The organism is Paenibacillus sp. N119s (genome assembly GCF_059447605.1).
This window is the reverse complement of sequence record NZ_JCAJRU010000273.1, coordinates 1-5,949: the sequence shown is the minus strand read 5'-3', so window position 1 is coordinate 5,949 and position 5,949 is coordinate 1. Positions and strand designations below refer to the sequence as shown.

Sequence of the window (5,949 nt, the reverse complement as noted above, 5' to 3'; positions counted from 1 at the left end):
GACTCGGATGATCCAGCTTATACAGATGACGGTACCGGGTATGCTCACGCCAAAGCTCATCATGACTGCCTCGCATGGAGATGGTGCCTTGTTCCATAAAGATCACCTCGTCCATATGCTTCATTCCTGTGAGATGATGAGTGATCCAGATCAATGTTTTGCCTTCCAGCACGCGAAATATCGTCTGCATAAGTTCATGCTCCGTCAGCGGGTCAAGCCCTACTGTCGGCTCATCCAGCAAAACAATCGGATGATTTTGCAGCAAAATCCGCGCCAGTGCAATGCGCTGTCTTTCTCCCCCGGAGAAGCGAAGCCCCGTCTCCTGCATTCTAGTATCGTAACCCTCTGGTAAAGAATCGATCAGGGTTCCAAGCCCCACCTGCTCCGTCACTGCACGAACCTCATCCAGCGTAGCGTCAGGGCGCCCTAAACGAATATTGTTCGCTACCGTCGTATCGAACAAATACGGTTGTTGGTTTAGCACCGCAAACAGACTGGAGTATGCTCCGCCTGTGAATACGGGGACGCCTGCGACAGTGACGCTCCCTTCATCAGGCTGTAATGCTCCCTGAATCAGATTCAGCAGCGTAGACTTGCCTGCACCACTGCGGCCAAGCAAGGCAACCTTGCCCCCCTGCGGTACGTGCAGGGAGATATTACGCACACTCCAATCCTGCGTTGCTGCATAACGGTAACTCACATTATTCAGCAGCAGGTCGCCCCCGTGACTTAAGCGCTGAGCGGTAGCCTGTTTCTGTTCCTTGGTAGTGTCTGCTGCATCGTCTGCCGCTGGTTGTTTTGCATCTGTTCGTGCCGCAAATGCAAATGTATCTTTCTCAGAATCTTTTAAACGTCGAAGTGAATCCTGATACTCTGACGCATGAACCACCGCTTCCCCAGCGCGAACGAAAGCATCCAGCAACGGGAATGTTACTAGGGCAAAGGAGGCCAACCATGTGGCTTCAATACGGCCCTGTGCTACCAGCCCTCCAGCCCACACAGTCATGATCACAATTCCGCCGCCTACAAGGCATTGTGCGAGCCAATGGGAGCGCCACTCGTTCCGGCGAAGCGAATTTTCCACCATAGCAGCCCTCTTGTGCTGTTGTGTAAAGGCGCTAAGGAAATGCCCAGTCCGCCCGCTCAGCACCAGATCACTCATGCCGAACAAAGCATCCGTCAGTTCCTGATAGGCTTTACTCCGTTCCTGCTTGAACGTTCGCCGTTTGGCGAGTGAGGTCCATAGCGAGATAGCCGGGGCGATAAAAAGTAAAAATCCCCCATATAGCGCCATAAGCAAGGCAAATGTTCCGTCCATCCAGCCAAGCGCCAAGATGCCTGCTGCATAGATCAGCAAAGCCGATAACGCAGGCAGGACCAGCTTCAAATAGATATTTTGAAGCTGCTCAATATCCTCTGCCAGCAACCCCAATAGATCCCCTGTACGAAATTTGCTGCGAATCATCAGTGCCTGCGGCTCCACTGCCCGATACAGTCGTACCCGCATACGGGACACAAGACGCAGCGCGGCATCATGGCCTACCAAGCGTTCCAGGTACTGAATGACGGCTTTACTAAAACCAAACGTCCGCACAAGCACAATGGGCACATACACCATTAATATATTTTCAGGCTTTAAGGCCGAACGAGTAATCAGGTGGCCGGACGTAAAGAGCAGCGCGCCTGCACATCCAATGGACAGCGCACCCAAAAGAGCCGCTGCCAGAAAGGCCCAAAAATACTGTTTCAAATAAGGCAAAAACCAGCCTTGGCTATTATTATCCGTTGCTCTCATATCGTCCGTCCCCTCCTTCCGACATTCCCGACAGCAATCGATAATATTCTCCCTTTTGTGCAACCAGTTGCTGATGGGAACCTGCCTCTTCCAAACGACCTTGGTTCATCATCCAGACACAATCCATATCCGGCATCCAATGCAGTCGGTGGGTGGCGAGAAACATCCTTTTGTGTTTGAATACGGATAAAATAGTCTGTTTTAACTCCCATTCTGTCTCAATATCCAAATGTGCCGTCGGCTCATCCAATAATATGAGCGGACGGTCACTGAGCAAAGCCCGCGCCAAGGCAATCCGCTGCGCCTGCCCTCCGCTCAATGTCCGCCCTGCTTCCCCAATAGGCTCATTTAATCCTCCCGGAAGACTATCCACCAATTCACGTAGGCCAACGGCATCAATCGCCCACTCTACCTGCTGGTTGGAGGCTTCCGGTTCATAAAAACGAATATTATCTGCCAAAGTAGCGCTGAACAGATATGGATGCTGTGGAATATAGGCAATATGCCGCTGCCATTCAGCTTGGGTATATGCAGATAATCGGCATCCATTCAGGATCAGCTCACCTGAAGTGGGGGCAGAAAAGCCGCCCAGCAAACTTAGCAATGTCGTTTTGCCAGCACCACTCGCCCCGACGATGCCGATCATGTTCATGTGCGGTTCCACACTTGCAGACACATGTTCAAGTCGGGCAGAACCGTCTTCATTAAGAAAACACACATCAGACAGCTTGAGGATGTCCTGTCCCGTGATGTCTAATCCTTTATCATTAGCTGTCTGCACATTTGGCTCTGTCGCTTCATCCTCTGCACTGAGTATGGAGCGTATCGCTCCCCACGCCTCCTTACCATCCAATGAGGCGTGGTAGTCTGATCCCAACTGGCGTATAGGCATAAAATATTCCGGTGCCAGTATAAGCACCGCCAGCCCTGCCTCCAGCCCCACGGAGCCACTGATCAGGCGCAGACCCAGGCCTACCGCTACAAAAGCAACCGACAGCATACTGAAAAAATCAAGAGCAAATGAAGAAAGAAACGCTACCCGCAGCGTACGCATCGTGGCCGTACGGTATTGGTCGCTGACCTTCCCCACGGTCTCCCCATGTGCCCGACTGCGCCCCAAAAACCTTAGTGTCTGGAGTCCACGCAACGAATCTGTGAAATGATGTGATAACAGTCGATAGGAACGCCACTGCTTGTCTGCCTGCTTGCGCGCTGCCAGGCCGAGCAAAATAAAGAAGCCCACCAGGATCGGCATCGTAATCGTCAAAATCACACCTGAGATCATGTCCAATGTGAAAACATACACAAGCACAAGTAGGGTCACAGCCATCATGTCTATCATACGGGGAATCGAAAGTTCCAAATAATTGCGAAACCGATCCACACCATCCAGCGCTAGCGTCACCAACTTGCCGCTTCCTTCCTGCGCAGCAAAACCCGGACCCCGCTCGAACAAACGCGCAAGCAGACGCTCCCGTAAGGAAGCGCCTGCTGCTTCGGCAAAACGACCGGCTGTCCGGCGTTGCAGCCAGATCGTCGTATGCCTCACTGCAAAAGCCGCGAAAAACAACGCCAGCGATGGCCAAGCCATTACCAACGGATTTTTATTAAACAAACTCGTTACAGCCTTTGCCAAAAAGATGGCTTGTGTAATTACAGCTGCTCCCTGGAGCAGCGAAAGGGCGGCCAGCAGCAGCATTACGGGCCGAATGCCCTTTAATTCAAACCAGGCTTTATCCATTAGTATTCCAGGTGATCCTTCTCACTGAGACGCTTATGGAAAACAAAATAGCTCCATGCCTGATAAGCCAACACAAAGGGTAAAAGCGTTGCTGCAACAATCGTCATATTTTTCAATGTGTAAGGACTGGAACTTGCATTATATATCGTCAAATCAAAAGCACTGTTGATCGAGCTCACCATAAATCTTGGGAACAAGCCAACGAATAACGAGACAAAGCTTAGCAAAATGATGGCACCTGTCATCCCGAAAGCCCATCCTTCACGGCGCTGCTTCAGGAAATACCATGTTAGCACATAGGCGACAATTCCCACTGCCACCGCAACATACATAAAGGGACCACGACGTGCAAATAAATCCGTTGCAAAATAAGTCCATACGACCATACCAGCAAGCAGAATCCCCAACACTGGAAGGAATTTGGACGCAATCACACGAGCACGATCCCTTACCTCACCAATCGTCCGTAGAGAAATGAACGTCAGTCCGTGCATCAGACACATCCCGACCACTGTCAGTCCAACCCATACGGTGTATCCGTTGAACACATCCAAAAATCCAGCTTTCAAATTCATATTTTGCTGAATAGGTACGCCTTTTACCAAAGCCGCAAAGGCCATACCAAACAGCATCGGCGGCAGGAAGCTGCCAATCAGGATGCAGGCATCCCACGTTCCTGTCCACCCTTTCCCTTCGGCCTTGCCACGGAACTCAAAGGAGACTCCTCGCAAGATCAACCCTAGCAAAATAAACACAAATACCAGATAATATCCGCTGAACATCGTTGCATAAAAATGCGGGAAAGCGGCAAACATCGCACCTGCGGCTGTAATCAGCCATACTTCATTGGCATCCCAGAATGGACCAATCGTATTGATCATCAAACGTTTTTGTTGGTCGTTGCGCGGCACTAATCCAGTAGCCATTCCCACGCCAAAATCGAAGCCTTCTAGAAAAAAGAAGCCTGTAAACAGCACAGCGATCAATAAGAACCATAAATCATTTAACGTCAATGCTGTCACCCCCTTGAGCAAATGGATCATGAATTACCGTATGCTGATGCGGCTCCATATCTGGACCTTTACGAGCGGTGCGAGCAAACAGGAATGCCAGTACACCCGTTAAAATGAGATACAGCGACGTAAATGCAATCAGTGAGAACAGCACTTCTCCTGCTACAACGGTAGGTGAAACGGAATCTTTTGTTTGCAGCAAACCAAATACAGTCCACGGCTGACGTCCCATTTCTGTCATGATCCAGCCGGCGGTATTGCCGATGAATGGTAGGGATATCCCCCACAGCATAAGACGGAAGAACCAGCGATGGGAGCCCTCCAATTTTTGTCGAAAACTTAGGTATGCCCCGTACAGAGCAAGTGCAATCATGGCACATCCCGCCGCAATCATAATGCGGAAGCTCCAGAAGGTCGTACGGACTGGTGGAATATAATCACCCGGACCATAGGTTTTTACATACTCTGCTTGAAGCTCCTTCATCCCAGGCACAGAGCCGGAAAACTTGCTATACGACAGAAAGCTCAGTGCAAATGGAACCTTAATCTCAAAGGTGTTTTCCTGCTTATCAGGGTCAATGTTTGCAATCACCGTCCAAGGCGCCGGATCGCCGCTGTCTCCCCACAGAGCTTCACTGGCTGCCATCTTCATGGGCTGTGTTTTGATCAAATATTGAGCCTGTCCATGACCAAACAAAGGAATAGCAATCGCACAGATTAATGCAACAATAATGCTCAATTTAAAAGAAGGTTTAAAAAAGTCCATGTTCTTCTTATGCATCAGCTTCCAGGCACTAATACCGGCTACGAGGAAAGCCCCGGTTGCAATGGCAGCAAAGATGGTGTGAGGATACTCCCATAAAAGCTGCTCGTTCGTTAACAAGGCAGCGAAATCTTGCATTTCTGCACGTCCATTTACAACTCCATATCCTACAGGACGCTGCATGAAGGAATTGGCGGCCAGAATCCACAAAGCCGAGAGCATCGTACCGATCGCTACCAACCACATGCAAATTAAATGGACGCTTTTCGATAATCTTTCCCAGCCGAATACCCATAGACCGATAAAGGTCGATTCCAGGAAAAATGCGAGCAATGCTTCAATAGCTAGCGGTGTACCAAATACATCACCGACAAAACGTGAAAAATCCGACCAGTTCATTCCGAACTGGAACTCCTGCAAAATCCCGGTGACTACCCCTAGCGCGAAATTAATCAGCAGAAATGTTCCCCAGAATTGAGCCATTTTTTTGTACAAGTCTTTTTTCTTGATAACATACATAGTCTCCATAATTGCCACTAACAACGACAATCCAATGGAGATCGGCACATAAACAAAATGAAGAATTGTAGTGGTTGCAAACTGCAACCGTGCCAAATCCAATACGTCCATGATGCTG

4 protein-coding genes are annotated in these 5,949 nt (G+C 49.8%); all 4 read right to left on the bottom strand.

Going from position 1 to position 5,949, the window contains the following annotated elements; genetic code table 11:
* Positions 1–1,795: thiol reductant ABC exporter subunit CydC (gene cydC / locus AC5V8P_RS22455; RefSeq protein WP_495473879.1), on the bottom strand; the 1,795-nt coding region annotated here is incomplete at its 3' end.
* Positions 1,779–3,536, bottom strand: a complete 1,758-nt coding sequence (gene cydD / locus AC5V8P_RS22450; RefSeq protein WP_064797247.1) for a thiol reductant ABC exporter subunit CydD — start codon at positions 3,534–3,536, stop codon at positions 1,779–1,781. The genes cydC and cydD, both read right to left, overlap by 17 nt.
* Positions 3,536–4,549, bottom strand: a complete 1,014-nt coding sequence (gene cydB / locus AC5V8P_RS22445; RefSeq protein ID WP_081276836.1) for a cytochrome d ubiquinol oxidase subunit II — start codon at positions 4,547–4,549, stop codon at positions 3,536–3,538. The genes cydD and cydB overlap by 1 nt, the downstream gene beginning before the upstream one ends.
* The gene (locus AC5V8P_RS22440) at positions 4,536–5,942 is read right to left on the bottom strand and encodes a cytochrome ubiquinol oxidase subunit I (protein ID WP_063210343.1); all 1,407 of its coding nucleotides are present in this window, start codon (positions 5,940–5,942) and stop codon (positions 4,536–4,538) included. Before AC5V8P_RS22440 ends, cydB begins: the two co-directional genes overlap by 14 nt.
* Positions 5,943–5,949 lie beyond the last annotated feature (7 nt).